Origin of the sequence: Kribbella sp. NPDC050470 (genome assembly GCF_044458365.1) — a bacterium.
Classification (GTDB): domain Bacteria; phylum Actinomycetota; class Actinomycetes; order Propionibacteriales; family Kribbellaceae; genus Kribbella.
The window spans coordinates 357786-371286 of record NZ_JBITHV010000011.1; the positions used below are offsets into that span (position 1 = coordinate 357786).

Annotated in this window: 13 protein-coding genes; 5 read left to right on the forward strand and 8 right to left on the reverse strand. The window is 69.4% G+C overall.

The features are described 5' to 3' along the window. Positions 1 to 2 precede the first annotated feature (2 nt). Positions 3 to 1325: an ABC transporter substrate-binding protein gene (locus ACIBGM_RS33100; protein ID WP_396387775.1), complete on the reverse strand. Its 1323-nt coding sequence runs from the start codon at positions 1323 to 1325 to the stop codon at positions 3 to 5. 227 nt (positions 1326 to 1552) lie between these two features. Here ACIBGM_RS33100 and zapE point away from each other — a divergent pair, with 227 nt between their 5' ends. The 3 genes from zapE to ACIBGM_RS33115 are packed head-to-tail and all read left to right on the forward strand — an operon-like array spanning position 1553 to position 3905. Next, on the forward strand, positions 1553 to 2566 hold the full coding sequence (zapE, locus tag ACIBGM_RS33105; RefSeq protein WP_360521232.1) for a cell division protein ZapE: 1014 nt from the start codon (positions 1553 to 1555) through the stop codon (positions 2564 to 2566). 38 nt (positions 2567 to 2604) lie between these two features. Then, positions 2605 to 3471, forward strand: a complete 867-nt coding sequence (locus ACIBGM_RS33110) for a polyphosphate kinase 2 family protein (RefSeq protein WP_360521229.1) — start codon at positions 2605 to 2607, stop codon at positions 3469 to 3471. 53 nt (positions 3472 to 3524) lie between these two features. Then, on the forward strand, positions 3525 to 3905 hold the full coding sequence (locus ACIBGM_RS33115; protein WP_360521226.1) for a VOC family protein: 381 nt from the start codon (positions 3525 to 3527) through the stop codon (positions 3903 to 3905). Positions 3906 to 3928: 23 nt separating this feature from the next. Here the strand turns inward: ACIBGM_RS33115 and ACIBGM_RS33120 are convergent, their stop codons facing one another. Beyond that, the gene (locus ACIBGM_RS33120) at positions 3929 to 5092 is read right to left on the reverse strand and encodes a Clp protease N-terminal domain-containing protein (protein ID WP_360521223.1); all 1164 of its coding nucleotides are present in this window, start codon (positions 5090 to 5092) and stop codon (positions 3929 to 3931) included. After that, positions 5092 to 5319 (reverse strand): ribbon-helix-helix protein, CopG family, encoded by a 228-nt coding sequence (locus tag ACIBGM_RS33125; protein ID WP_360521220.1) that lies wholly within the window; start codon positions 5317 to 5319, stop codon positions 5092 to 5094. Before ACIBGM_RS33125 ends, ACIBGM_RS33120 begins: the two co-directional genes overlap by 1 nt. Before the next feature lie 45 nt (positions 5320 to 5364). Here ACIBGM_RS33125 and solA point away from each other — a divergent pair, with 45 nt between their 5' ends. Then, entirely contained in the window at positions 5365 to 6498 is a 1134-nt protein-coding gene (solA, locus tag ACIBGM_RS33130; protein ID WP_396387776.1) for an N-methyl-L-tryptophan oxidase, read from the forward strand. Here solA and ACIBGM_RS33135 read toward each other — a convergent pair. The 5 genes from ACIBGM_RS33135 to ACIBGM_RS33155 all read right to left on the reverse strand — a co-directional run bounded on the left by ACIBGM_RS33135 (position 6495) and on the right by ACIBGM_RS33155 (position 12057). Further along, the gene (locus ACIBGM_RS33135) at positions 6495 to 7289 is read right to left on the reverse strand and encodes a sirohydrochlorin chelatase (protein WP_360521214.1); all 795 of its coding nucleotides are present in this window, start codon (positions 7287 to 7289) and stop codon (positions 6495 to 6497) included. The two genes, solA and ACIBGM_RS33135, sit on opposite strands and share 4 nt — an antisense overlap. Further along, positions 7286 to 8590: a GTP-binding protein gene (locus tag ACIBGM_RS33140; RefSeq protein ID WP_360521211.1), complete on the reverse strand. Its 1305-nt coding sequence runs from the start codon at positions 8588 to 8590 to the stop codon at positions 7286 to 7288. Before ACIBGM_RS33140 ends, ACIBGM_RS33135 begins: the two co-directional genes overlap by 4 nt. Further along, positions 8590 to 9546, reverse strand: a complete 957-nt coding sequence (gene cysD, locus ACIBGM_RS33145; RefSeq protein ID WP_396387777.1) for a sulfate adenylyltransferase subunit CysD — start codon at positions 9544 to 9546, stop codon at positions 8590 to 8592. Before cysD ends, ACIBGM_RS33140 begins: the two co-directional genes overlap by 1 nt. After that, on the reverse strand, positions 9543 to 10229 hold the full coding sequence (locus ACIBGM_RS33150; protein ID WP_360521206.1) for a phosphoadenylyl-sulfate reductase: 687 nt from the start codon (positions 10227 to 10229) through the stop codon (positions 9543 to 9545). The genes cysD and ACIBGM_RS33150 overlap by 4 nt, the downstream gene beginning before the upstream one ends. Positions 10230 to 10371: 142 nt before the next feature. Beyond that, positions 10372 to 12057, reverse strand: a complete 1686-nt coding sequence (locus tag ACIBGM_RS33155; RefSeq protein ID WP_396387778.1) for a nitrite/sulfite reductase — start codon at positions 12055 to 12057, stop codon at positions 10372 to 10374. A 568-nt stretch (positions 12058 to 12625) separates the two neighbouring features. Here ACIBGM_RS33155 and ACIBGM_RS33160 point away from each other — a divergent pair. Next, positions 12626 to 13501, forward strand: a complete 876-nt coding sequence (locus ACIBGM_RS33160) for an FAD binding domain-containing protein (protein ID WP_396387779.1) — start codon at positions 12626 to 12628, stop codon at positions 13499 to 13501.

Consider the following 13501-nt stretch of genomic DNA (forward strand, 5'->3'; position numbering starts at 1 on the left):
GATCAGCCGCCCTTGGCGTTCAGCACGGCCTGCTGCATCTCCTTCGCGACCGCCGCCGGATCGCCCTTGCCGTCGAAGATCTTGGCCAGCGGATCGCCGGCCGCGACCGAGCCGGGCCCGAACGGGATGTGCGGGCAGCCGTCGCCGTCGAGCAGCCAGGATGTCATCTGCTTCATGATCGGCAGCTCGATCCGGCCCGCCGCGCTCTTGGTGGCCGGCATCGAGTTGGACTCGTTCATCGTGGGGGAGTACTCGTCCGCGGAGTACAGGAACTTCAGGAACTCCAGCGCGGCGTCCTTGTTCTTGCTGGTCGCCGAGACCGCCCAGCCGGCGCCGGCCTGGTTCGCGGTCCAGTGCCGCTTGCCCGGCGCGATCGCCGGCGTCTTCATCACCTTGTACTTCTTCACGAAGGCCGGCGGGGCGTCCTGGGTCAGGCCCTGCGGCGTCCACGACCCGTTGAACAGCATCGCGGACTTCTCGGTGTAGAACAGCTGCGGCGCCTGGTCGCCGCTGGTGCCGGTCGTGCCGGGCTGGAACACGCCGCCCTTGACGATCTTCTGCTGCAGCTTGATCGCGTCGAGGACCTTCGGGTCCTCGTACGTCGTGCCGTCCTTCAGCTGGTCGAGCTTCAGGTAGAACGTCGGGTCGTCGGCGACCTGGGTGATCAGCGGCAGGAAGAAGTCCAGCGAGCTGGTCGTCGGGTTGCAGCTGAGCGCGACCGGATGCTTGCCGATGGCCCGGATCTTGGCCGCGGCCGCGATCAGGTCGTCCCAGGTCTCGATCTCGTCCTCGCCGACCCCGGCCTTCTTCAGCAGGTCCGGGTTGTAGAACAGCCCGAACGTCTGCGCCATCCAGCCGACTGCGTACTGCTTGCCGTCCAGGGTGTACTCCTGGTTGGCCGAGTCGAAGAAGTCCTTCAGGAAGTCGTCGCCGAGCTCCTGCTTCAGGTCGGCGGAGACCCCGCCGGTGCCGTAGGTCAGCGCGCGCGTGTGCGGCGCGAAGATCTCCGGGACGTCGCCGCCGGCGACCGCCGCCTGCAGGGCGGGCAGGTACTGGTCCGGGGTGCCGAAGATCCGGTTCTCGATCTTGATGTTGCTGTGCGCCGCCTCGAACTTCTCGATCAGCTTCGGGAACTGGGCCTCCTGGTCGTTGTACCAGGACCACATCCGGACCACGGCCTTCCCGCCGCTCGTGGTGCCGCCCCCGCTGTCACTGCCGCCGCATGCGGCCAGGGCGGGCCCGAGCCCGAGTGCCGCGGCGCCGCCCAGCGCCCCCTTGAGTACCGTCCGCCGGCCCACTGTGCCGGCTTCCCGCCGTTCGCCCATACCGACTCCTCAGTCAGTCACCTCACGAACCTCACATCAACTTCCTAACTGAAAGTAAGAAAGTGGTCAAGGTCACGTGGAAGTTTCCCGGAGTTTCCGGGCCGGGCCCCTCGGGCGGCTTGTGTCACCACTGGGGTGCTGCAACCCCCCACCGGTGACCCAACCCGCTAGACCGCAGGTTGGGCGGCGGGGCGGGTGGTGGGGGTGTCCCACTTAGGGTTGGGCGCATGGTGATTCGGTTGAGTGAGCGGTGGCCGGAGGTGAGCCCGGACCGGCTGCTGTCGGAGTGCGTGCCGCCGCCGCGGTTCGCAGACGTCCGGTTCGCCACCTACGAGCCCGCGCCCGACGAGCCGTCACAGGCCGAAGCGCTCGCAGTGCTCACCAATCGCGCCGTCGGACTGGCCAAGCCCAAGCCGGCGCCGAGCCTCTGGTCGCGGCTACGCAAGCGCCCCGAAGCGCCTGGCAAGCCCGGGATCTATCTCGACGGCGGCTTCGGCGTCGGCAAGACCCACCTGCTCGCGTCGCTGTGGCACGAGGCGGCCGGCCCGAAGATGTACTGCACTTTCGTCGAGCTCACCAACCTCGTCGGGGCGCTGGGCCTGCGGACAGCTGTCGAGGCGTTGTCGTCGTACCGGCTGATCTGCATCGACGAGTTCGAGCTGGACGATCCAGGTGACACGATGCTGATCTCGCGGCTGCTGGGTCAGCTCGTCGCGGCCGGCGTCGAGCTGGCGGCGACCTCGAACACGCTGCCCGACAAGCTGGGGGAGGGCCGGTTCCAGGCGGTCGACTTCCTCCGCGAGATCCAGGCGCTGGCCGCGCACTTCGATGTACGGCGGATCGACGGGCCGGACTACCGGCATCGCGGCCTGCCCGTTGCGCCCGAGCCGTGGCCGGACGACAAGGTCGAGGCGAAGGCGGCCGAGCGCGCCAACGCGTCATGCGACCACTTCGTCGACCTGCACCGCCACCTGTTCGAGCTGCACCCGAGCAAGTACGGCGCTCTGCTCGACGGCGTCGAGGCGGTCGCCATCACCGAGATCCGGCCGCTGACCGACGAGAACGTTGCCCTGCGCATGGTTGTTCTCGCCGACCGCATGTACGACCGCAACCTGCCGCTGCTGGCCGGTGGCGTGCCGCTTGACCAACTGTTCTCCGCCGACATGCTCAAGGGCGGCTACCGCAAGAAGTACCTGAGGGCGCTCTCCCGGCTGATCGCCCTCGCAAATGCGGGAGGTTAACCGCCGGGCTTGCGCAGTGGATGAGGCAGGATGGTGCGATGGCGAAGCAGAAGAAGAGCCAGGCGGACATGGGTGGGCTGCTCGAGCAGTTGAAGATTCCGCCGGGGCCGGTCGATCTGAGCAAGTACGACACGCGGGCCACGCCTGGGTTCACCGGGACCAAGGACGAGGGGAAGCTCGCGCTGGAAAGCCTCGACGCCGAGTTGTCCGACTGGCAGGAGCGCCTGTACGCCGAAGGCCGCCAGGACGGGCAGCGCAGCGTGTTGCTGGTACTGCAGGGGATGGACACGTCCGGCAAGGGCGGCGTGATCCGGCACGGCGCGGGCCTGATGGACCCACAGGGCCTGAAGATCACCTCGTTCAAGGCGCCGACGCCGGCCGAGAAGCGGCGCGGGTTCCTGTGGCGGATCCGGCAGGCGCTGCCAGGCCCCGGGATGATCGGGATCTTCGACCGGTCGCACTACGAGGACGTGCTGATCGCGCGGGTCCGCAGCCTGGTCGCGCCGACGGTGTGGAACCGGCGCTACAACCAGATCAACGACTTCGAGGCCGAGCTCGCGGCCAACGGCGTGACGCTGCTGAAGTGCTTCCTGCACATCTCGCCGGAGGAGCAGAAGCTCCGGCTCCAGGCCCGCCTGGACGACCCGACGAAGCACTGGAAGTACAACCCGGGCGACGTCGACGAGCGGAAGCTCTGGCCGGCCTACACCGAGGCGTACGAGGCCGCTCTGGAGCGCTGCAACAGCGCTGACGCGCCCTGGCTGGTGATCCCCAGCGACCGCAAGTGGTACCGCAACTGGGCGGTCACCACGATCCTCCTCGAGACGCTGCAGTCGCTGAACCCGCAGTGGCCGGCCGCGGACTTCGACGTGGACACCGAGAAGAAGCGCCTGGCTGCCACCTGACCCTGTGCGCTGCGGCCCAATTTGGGTACACAGGGGGCGGAAGGAGCACAACGATGAGCGCGGTTTCGGTTCGGTACATCGTCAGCGACGTCGACGCGGCGGTCGACTTCTACACCAAGCACCTCGGGTTCGAGGTGCAGATGCGGCCCGGGCCGGGGTTCGCCGGGATCACCCGTGGTGATCTCCGGCTGCTGCTGTCCGAGCCGAAGGGACCTGGCGGCGCGGCCCAGGCGATGCCGGACGGGCGCACGCCGGAACCGGGCGGGTGGAACCGGATCCAGCTGGAGGTCGACGACCTCGAGTCCACGGTCGGTGCACTCCGCGCGGACGGCGCGTCGTTCCGGAACGAGATCGTCACCGGCCGTGGCGGGCTGCAGATCCTGCTGGACGACCCGTCCGGCAACCCGATCGAGCTCTTCCAGCCGACGACGTAGCCCCCCTCTGACGACGTACGCCTTCAGTCCTCCGGGTCGATGTTGTGGCGGCGGAGGAGGGCGCGGAGCGCTGCGACCTGCTCGTGGAGCCGCTCGTTCTCGTCGAGTACGGCGTTGAGCTCGGCGAGCAGGTGGTGGCGACGGCCGTAGGTGGTCCAGGCGGCTTCGGCCTCGGGTGTGGTCCAGGCGGTTTCGGCCTCGTCGGTGAGGTAGCCGGAGACGGCTGACTCGAGCCGCTGGCGGTGATCGATCCAGTCGTGCGTCTTGCGTCGTACGTCGTCGAGTTCGTGGCCCAGCTTCAGCAGGATCTGAGTCGCGACGCCCTCGCCGTCGCGGAGCAGGCCGAGCAGCAGGTGCTCGGTGCCGAGGATCTCGGAGCCGAGCCGGCGGGCGCGTGCCTGTTTCCGGCCGGGCTTGGCCGCCTCCTGATAGGCGTGCTCGAGCGTGCTCTTCGCCCGCGGGGTGAACGGGATCGTGCCGGCGGTGCCGCGGCCGGTACCGCGCCCGATGATCTCCACCACCAGGTCGCGCACGGCCGGTGCGGTGACGCCCAGGTCGGCCAGCACCTTCCCGCCGCCACCCTGCCCTTCGTGAATGATCCCCAGCAGCAGGTGCTCGGTCCCGATGAAGGTGTGGCTGAGCATGCGGGCCTCCTCCTGCGCGAGCACGACAGCTCGCCGGGCCGAGTCGGTGAACAACTCGAACATTCCGCCTCCCCTCCGCGACAGCTCGTCCTCGACGGCGGACGCCAGGTCCTTGACCTCGTCCTCGAGCAGCAGGTCGATCCTGAGGTGCTCCTGCAGGTCCTCAGCGGTCACGTGCTCAGGTTTCAGCCGCTCGCGGAGGAAGTCGGCCACCTCGTCGGCCGACACCCCGTCAGCGGCGATCCGGTCCAGCAGCTCGTCCACCTCCTCGACCGGTTCGAGCCGCAGCTCCGACCGGTTCAGCGAGCAGAACTGCAGCACCACCGCCACCGTCACCACCCGGTTCGCGCCCTCGAACGCACGCGCCCGCACCAGCCCGGCCAGCAACACCCCTGCCGCCTCGGCCAGTCCGCCGGTACGGCGTACGTCGCTCAGCACCTCGTCGACCGCGTCGAGGTTCGTCCGCCGGACCGCGTCGTCCGACGAGCACCGCAACACGCGGGCCGCGATCGCGAGGACGTCGTACTGGTCGAGGAAGCGCATCAGTCGTCTCCACGGAGGCGGCGCAGCGACTCCTCGTGGCGGGCCAGGTTCTCGTCCAGGAGCCGGCTGAAGCGGCCGTCTTGGCGGCGCTGGTCCACGAGGGCGGCGATCGCCTCCCGGGCGACGTCGGACACCGACCGTCCCTCGACCGAGGCCACTGTCTGCAGCCGGTCCGCCAGCTCCGGATCCAGCCGCAACAGGATGTTCTTCGTCCCGTCCTTCGCCATGGATAGCAAGATATCACGCTATCAGGGACTCGATAAGGTGAGCGGGTGGAGACTCTGCGAGCGGATGTCGTGGTGGTGGGGCTGGGCGCGTTCGGGTCGGCCGCGTTGTGGCGGCTGGCGGCGCGTGGGGTGAACGTGATCGGGATCGAGCGGCAGGCGATCGGGCATCCGTTCGGGTCGTCGCACGGGAGTACGCGGCTGTTCCGGGTCGCGTGCATGGAGCACCCGGGGCTGACGCCGATCGCGCGGAAGTCGCTGGAGGTGTGGACCGAGCTCGGGGCGAGGACGGGAGAGGTGTACGTCCGGCAGACGGGCTCGCTCAATGTCGGCGCACCGGACAGTCGTCCGGTCGGTGGCGCACGTCGGGCCGCGGCCGAGGCCGGCGCGTCGACCACCGACCTGAGTCATGACGAGTTGGCCGGCAGGTTCCCGCAGTACGACCTGGCCGCGGACGATGTGGCGGTTTGGGATCCGGGGGCGGGTATCTGCTACGCGGAGCCGACGGTGCGCGCGCATGTCGCGGAGGCGCAGAAGCTGGGAGTGACGGTCTATCCGCACACGATGGTGACCGGGATCGATGTCGAGGCGGGGCACGTGACGGTCCGGACGCCGACGATCGCGATCGAGGCTGAGCAGGTCGTGGTGTGTGGCGGGGCGTGGCTCGGGAAGCTGGTGCCGGGGCTGCCGCTGTCGCCGCGTCGTACGCCGTTGTTCTGGTTTCAGCCGAAGGAGGCGGGCTCGGAGGCGTTCCGGCTGGCGAACTTTCCGGCGTTCATCTGGGAGTTCGCGGACGGGCGTGGGCTGTGGGGGCACGGGTCGGACGAGGACTTCTTGGTGAAGGTCGGCCTGGACGGTGCGCAGCGGGACCGTGGGGTGGATCCGGACGAGCTCGATCGGTACATCCATCCGCGCAAGGACATCGCGGAGTTGTCCGCGGCGATCGCGGGGCACTTCCCGGAGCTGGATCCGGAGCCGGTGAAGGTGATTCCGTGCATGGTGACGGACTCGCCCGACGGGCAGTTCCTGGTCGGGCGGCGGGACGAGCGGATCGTGATCGCCGGCGGCGACAGCGGCCACGGCTTCAAACACTGCGCAGGCGTCGGCGAGCTCCTCGCCCAAATAACCACAAAGGAGACGCCCTACACGGACGTCTCCTTCATGGATCCCTTGCGGTACTAAGCCGTGCGGACCAGCTCGGCGCGTACGACGGTTGGCCTCGGGGCGGGGGCGAGGGTGAGGAGGTCCAGGCCGGCTACGCCGTAGCGGAGGAGGACTAGGCGGGCTACCTCGGCGCTGACGCCGAGGGGGCGGGAGACGGCGACTGCGCCGGCGCGGCGAGCGGTCGACTCGGCGCGGTCCGGGAGCACGCCCGGCGCCAGGAACAGGGACCCGACGGCAACGTGCCGCCGGCCCTCCAGCCGCCACTGCAGGACGGCCTCGGCCGGGGACGGCGACGCGGCGCAGGTGAAGGCCGCGGTGACCGGGAGCTTGTGCCGCTGACCCCACAGCCGCGCGAGGCGGGTGACGCTCGCGTTCGCCTGCGAGTCGCTCGAACCGGCGCACGCCAGCACCAGCGCGTCCAGCTCCCGCACCCGGCCGTCCTTGAGCTCGGCCCGCATCCGGCGGTCCAGGACGTCGAGCAGCGTCTCGTCGTACCCGAGCACGTCCGAGGCGATGATCCGCAGGTCCGGGAACCGGGTGCGGGCTTCGTCGACGACGGCCGGGACGTCGATCCGGGCGTGGTACGCCGACGACAGCAGCAGCGGCAGGACGACGACTTCCTCCACGCCCTCGGCGGCGAGCTTGCCGATCACCTGGTACGGCGTGGGCGGGCAGTGGTCGAGGAAGGAGGCTTCGATCCGCAGGTCGTCACGCATGTCGCGCAGGCACTTGACGAGCGAGTGAACAGTGGCGGCCGAGCGCGGGTCGCGGCTGCCGTGGGCGAGGATCACGAGCGCTGGAGCAGTCACAGCAGTTCCCCTTCTTCGTCGTCGATCATGCCGGCTGCGAGCGTCCACCCGTCGTGGGCGTCGATGAGCAGGAACGATCCGGTGATGGCGTTGCTGGAGTACGGGTCGGCGGCCAGCGGTGCGGCGACCTTGAGTTGCACCTTGCCGATGTCGTTGAGGTCGAGCCCGGCGGCGTCGATGACTCCGAGCGTGTCCAGGTCCAGCGCGCCGGTGATCTTGGTCACGATGGCCTGGGCAGTGGTGGTGGTGTGCTTGATCAGCACCCGGGCGCCCACGGTCAGCGGGCGGTCGGACAGCCAGCACACGGTGGCGGCCAGTTCCCGGCGGGTGCCGGGGGAGGCCTCGGCCGCGACGATCACCGAGCCGCGGGCGACGTCGATGTCGTCGGCCAGCCGGACCGTGACGGCCTCGCCGGCGACCGCGGACGGCCGTTCGGCGACCGCGGTCGAGGTGGCGGTGACGACGGCCTTGTCGATCCCGGCGACCGAGGTACGGCGTCCGGCCGGCAGCACCAGCACCGGGTCGCCGACCGAGACGGTGCCGGAGGCAACGGTTCCGGTGTAGCCGCGGTAGTCGCGGTACTCGTCGTCGGACTGCGGCCGGATCACGTACTGGACCGGGAACCGCAGCGGCTGCTGCGAGTTGTCGATCCGGCCGGTCGCGTTCTCCAGGTAGTCCAGCAGGGTCGGGCCGTCGTACCAGGGGGTCTCGGCGGACCGCTCGACCACGTTGTCGCCGACCAGCGCGGACACCGGGATGGCGTGCACGTCGGCGATCCCGAGCTGGTCGGCCAGGTCGTTGACGTCCTTGGCGATCCCGGTGAAGACGGCCTCGTCGTACCCGACGAGGTCGATCTTGTTCACCGCCAGTACGACGTGCGGCACCCGGAGCAGCCCGGCGACGGCCAGGTGCCGGCGGGTCTGCTCGAGCACACCGTGGCGGGCGTCGACCAGGATGATCACCACGTCCGCGGTGGACGCGCCGGTCACGGTGTTGCGGGTGTACTGCACGTGCCCGGGGCAGTCGGCCAGGATGAACGAGCGCTTGTCGGTGGCGAAGTACCGGTAGGCGACGTCGATCGTGATGCCCTGCTCACGCTCGGCCCGCAGGCCGTCGGTGAGGAGCGCGAAGTCGAAATCAGTACCGTCGCCGCGGGCCCCTGGTCTTTGCGCTGTGACCGTCTGCACGTGCGCGATCTGGTCGGCCAGGATCGCCTTGCAGTCGTGCAGCAGGCGACCGACCAGCGTGGACTTGCCGTCGTCGACCGAGCCGGCCGTGGCCAGGCGGAGAAGTGTGCTCATCAGAAGTACCCCTCTCGCTTGCGGTCTTCCATCGCGGCCTCGCTGACCCGGTCGTCGGCGCGGGTGGCGCCACGCTCGGTCAGCTCGCTGGCCGCCACCTCGACGACCACCTCGGCCGCCGACGTCGCCGTACTCGCGACCGCGCCGGTGCAGGACATGTCGCCGACGGTGCGGTAGCGCACCACCCGGTTGGTGACGGTCTCGCCGTCGCGGGGCTGCGAGTACGGGCCCACGCCCAGCAGCATGCCGTCGCGCTCGAACACGTCCCGCTCGTGGGCGTAGTAGATGCTCGGCAGCGGGATCTGCTCGCGCTCGATGTAGTGCCACACGTCCAGCTCGGTCCAGTTGGACAGCGGGAACACCCGCACGTGCTCACCCGGGCGGTGCTTGCCGTTGTAGAGCGACCACAGCTCCGGGCGCTGGTTGCGCGGGTCCCACTGGCCGAACTCGTCGCGCAGGCTGAAGATCCGCTCCTTGGCCCGGGCCCGCTCCTCGTCGCGGCGGCCGCCGCCGAACACGGCGTCGAACCGGTGCCCGTTGATCGCGTCCAGCAGCGGGATCGTCTGCAGCGGGTTCCGGGTGCCGTCGGAGCGCTCGCGCAGCCGGCCGTCGGCGATGTAGTCCTCGACGCTGGCCACCTCGAGCCGCAGCCCGAGCGCCTCTACGGTCCGGTCGCGGTAGGCGAGGACCTCGGGGAAGTTGTGGCCGGTGTCGACGTGCAGCAGCGAGAACGGGACGCCGGCCGGCGCGAACGCCTTCCGGGCCAGGTGCAGCATGACGATCGAGTCCTTGCCGCCGGAGAACAGGATCACCGGGCGCTCGAACTCGGCCGCCACCTCGCGGAACACGTGGATGGACTCGCTCTCCAGCGCGTCGAGTTCGGTGACGGTGGTGGTGTTCAGGGCTGCCTCCGGGGCGGCGATGGGTGCGGTCGGCGTGTCGATCGTGGCGGTCATGTGTGCAGCCCGCACTCGACCTTGCCCGTGCCGGCCCAGCGGCCGCTGCGCGGGTCCTCACCGGGGGCGACGCGCTGGGTGCACGGTTCGCAGCCGATCGAGGGGTAGCCGTCGTACTGGAGCAGGTTCACCAGTACGCCGTTGTCCGCGATGTAGGCGTCCAGGTCCTCCTGGGTCCACGGCGCGATCGGGTTCAGCTTGACCATGTCGCGCTTCTCGTCGTACTCGACGACCGGGGTGTTCGCCCGGGTCGGCGCCTCCTCGCGGCGGATGCCGGTGACCCAGGCCTTGTAGCCGGACAGGTACCGGTTGAGCGGCTCGACCTTGCGGAGCGCGCAGCACCTGTTCGGGTCGCGGTCGTGCAGCTTTTCGCCGTACTCGGCGTCCTGCTCGGCGACCGTCTGCCGCGGGGTGGCGTTGATCAGGTTGATCGGCAGCGTCGCCGCCACCGCGTCGCGGGTGCCGATCGTCTCGGCGAAGTGGTAGCCCGTGTCGATGAACAGCACGTCGACACCAGGGGCCGCCTCGGCTGCGAGGTGGGGGAGTGCCCCGTCTGCCATCGAGGCGGTCACCACCAGTTCGTCACCGAAGGTCTCCCGCGCCCACGCCAGCAGCTCGTGCGCCGAGGCGTCGGCCAGTCGAACGTTGGCCTCCTCGGCGAGCGTCTTCAGGTCCGTGCTCATTCCACCGTCACCCGCAGTCCGATCATCTTCAGCTGGAACACCCGTGCACACGGCCGGCACTCCCACGCGCCATGGCCTTCCTCGGAAGGACGAAGGTCCTCGTCCCCGCAATAGGGGCAATAAAGCGGTGCTGCTCGCTCACTCACTGCAAAGCCTCCTCATCAGCACGGGTGACCCACTGGGCGAAGCGCTCGCCCTCGTTGCGCTCCTTCAGGTAGTTCTGGGTGATGCGCTCGACGAAGTCGGCCAGGCCGGCCGACGTGACCTTGTGGCCGCGCAGTTTGCGGCCGAAGCCGGCGTCCAGGCCGAGGCCGCCGCCGAGGTGGACCTGGTAGCCGGGCACCTGGTTGCCGTCCTCGTCGCGGACCAGCTGGCCCTTCAGGCCGATGTCGGCGACCTGGATCCGGGCGCAGGAGTTCGGGCAGCCGTTCACGTTCACGGTGATCGGCACATCCAGTTCGGGGATCCGCTGCTCCAGCTCGTCGATCAGCTGGGCGGCCCGGGCCTTGGTCTCGACGATCGCCAGCTTGCAGAACTCGATCCCGGTGCAGGCCATCGTGTTCCGCCGCCATGCCGACGGCCGGGCCTGGTAGCCGAGATCGGCGAGCTGCTCGACCAGCGACTCGACCTTCGACTCCTCGACGTCCAGCACGATCAGCTTCTGCTGTGCGGTGGTCCGGATCCGGTCCGAGCCGTGCGCGGCGACGACGTCGGCGACCTTGGCCAGCGAGCTGCCGGACACCCGGCCGACCACCGGCGCGACGCCGACGAAGTACCGGCCGTCCTTCTGCTGGTAGACGCCCACGTGGTCGCCCTGGACCGCGGGCACCTCGGGCGCCGGGCCGTCGATCAGCTTCCGCTTCAGGTACTTCTCCTCGAGCACCTCGCGGAACTTCTCCACACCCCAGTCGGCCACCAGGAACTTCAGCCGGGCCCGGTTCCGCAGCCGCCGGTACCCGTAGTCGCGGAAGATGCTGGTGACTCCCCACCAGGCCTCGGCGACCTCGTCCAGCGGGATCCAGGTGCCCAGCCGCTGGGCGAGCATCGGGTTCGTCGACAGGCCGCCGCCTACCCACAGGTCGAAGCCCGGCCCGTGCTCGGGGTGGACGACCCCGACGAAGGCGATGTCGTTGACCTCGGGTACGACGTCATGCGACGGGTGACCGGTCATCGCGGTCTTGAACTTCCGCGGCAGGTTCGAGAACTCCGCGGATCCGATGTACTTCTCGACGATCTCGTCGATGGCCGGCGTCGGGTCGATGATCTCGTCCGCGGCGATCCCGGCGACCGGGCTGGAGATCACCACCCGCGGCACGTCGCCGCAGGCCTCGGTGGTGTACAGCCCGACAGCTTCGAGCTTCTGCCAGATGGCCGGCACGTCCTCGACCCGGATCCAGTGCAGCTGGATGTTCTGCCGGTCGGTGATGTCGGCGGTGTCGCGCGCGTACGTGCTGGAGACCTCGGCGATCACCCGCAGCTGCTCGGTGCTGAGCTGGCCGCCCTCGATTCGGACCCGCAGCATGAAGTAACGGTCGTCCAGCTCCTCCGGCTCCAGCGTGGCGGTCTTGCCGCCGTCGATGCCGGGCTTGCGCTGGGTGTACAGACCCCACCAGCGGAAGCGGCCGCGCAGGTCGGCCGGGTCGATCGAGTCGAAGCCGCGGTGCGCGTAGACGTTCTCGATCCGGGCCCGGACGTTGAGGCCGTCGTCGTTCTTCTTGTTCTCCTCGTTTTTGTTCAGCGGCTCGCGATATCCGAGCGCCCACTGACCTTCGCCCTTGCCCTTGCGTGGGCGGGCGGGTTTGCGGGGAGCAGACGTGACGCCAGTCATCCGGGAGGGTGTCCTTGTCCTCGTGACAGGTGCGTCCGCGGGCTGCGGGATCGAAGCGTCGTCGGTTCGATGCGTTCCGCGGTGCGCACCCAGCGGTGATCGGGGGTGATCAGGGGGCCGTCATTGGCCCGGCAGGGTGGCTGTCAGAACATCGAAGGACAACAGATGGCGCTGCGCATCCGCCCGAGGTCGACATGAATCCGACCTACGAGATGAGTGGAGCGGGCAGCGAGCATGGTGTTAAGCGTCAGCGTCAACGCCTGACAAATCAACTCCCAATCCTGCATGTTGAGACCAGGTCTCACGATGCGGCTATGTCCACAAGTCTGGTCATGATTGTTTCCAGCCGTTTCCGAGCCGTAACGCCCCGGGATCGCCCCAACCGAGAGATGCCTCACATCACCGCCCGGGGAGCCATGAGCACCGACGACTTTCCGTCGTACCGGAGGGACCGTCGGGTTCTTGGGGCTGCCTGATTGCGGTTGGTGGACGGCAGAGGGACCATGCAGGTAGTTGAATGTTGACCAGCCTCAGCCCGGGGCGCGTCCGACCGAGTCCGGGGGGATGCATGCAGGTACCTGCGAGTTTCGAGTACGCCAGGGCGACCACTGTCGAACAGGCCATCGAACTGCTCGGCCGCTACGGCCCGGAGTCCCTGGTGGTCGCCGGCGGTCACAGCCTGATCCCGATGATGAGGCTGCGCCTCGCGCGACCTGAGGCGTTGATCGACATCAACTCGGTCACCGAGCTGTCGTACCTCCGCGTCGAGGGCGACGAGTTGCTGATCGGCGCGCTGGTCTGCCATGCGGAGCTGCTCGCCTCGGAGGTCGTCGGCGAACATTTCCCGATCTTCACCGACGCCGAGCGGGTCATCGCCGACCCGGTCGTCCGCAACTGGGGCACGGTGGGCGGGTCGCTGTGCCAGGCCGATCCCGCGGAGGACCTGTCCGCGGCCTGCGCCGCCGTTGGTGCGACCGCGGTGATCCGCGGGCCGAGCGGTACCCGGACAGTCCCGATCCGGGAGTTCCATCTGGCTCCGTACGAGACTGTGCTGGCACCGGGGGAGCTGCTGACCGAGGTCCGGGTGCCGATCCGCCCCGGTGGCGGTAGCGCCTACGAGAAGGTTGAGCGGCGCGCCGGCGACTGGGCTGTGGCTGCTGCCGGCGCCGCGCTGTGGCTCGAGGGCGACGTCGTCGAGGATGCCGGCATCGGGTTGACCGCGGTCGGCGCCCAGCACTTCGTCGCCGCTGAGGCCGAGGAGTTCCTGCGTGGACAGCCGGCGACAGACGCGAGCTTCGCCGAGGCCGGCCGGCTCGCCGCGGAGCACTGCAATCCGTGGGCGGACCAGCGCGGTCCGGTCGACTACAAGCGACACCTTGCCGGCGAGCTCACGACGCGGGCGCTGCGCCGGGCCGCGGCCCGGGCGCGGGGGCAGGAGGCATGA